The 273-nt window shown below is 80.2% G+C and carries 1 protein-coding gene; it reads right to left on the bottom strand.

Annotated features, from left to right (window positions below):
* Positions 1-273 (bottom strand): hypothetical protein (locus N866_RS21775; RefSeq protein WP_034229869.1); only part of this gene is annotated, 273 nt, incomplete at both ends.

The following is a 273-nucleotide window of genomic DNA, read 5'->3' on the forward strand; positions in this document are numbered from 1 at the left end:
CGTCCGCAGGGCGAGGGCGGCCTGCTGCGCCGCCAGCACCTGGACCGCGACGAGCGCGACGAGGACGAGCGGTCCGGTGCCGCCCAGAAGGGCGGCGGTGAGCCCGGCGAGCGCCACCGCGTCGACGAGCGGCCGGGCCGCGTCGTACCGCAGCGCCCAGCGCGGCCAGCCCACGCGCGGGGCGCTCTCCAGCCCCACGAGCCACGCCGTCACCAGGAGCCCGGCCCCCGTCACCGGCCCGGCGACGGCGAGCGGGACACCGGACTGGGAGGT

The sequence above is a fragment of the Actinotalea ferrariae CF5-4 genome, from assembly GCF_000603945.1.
Taxonomy (GTDB): domain Bacteria; phylum Actinomycetota; class Actinomycetes; order Actinomycetales; family Cellulomonadaceae; genus Actinotalea; species Actinotalea ferrariae.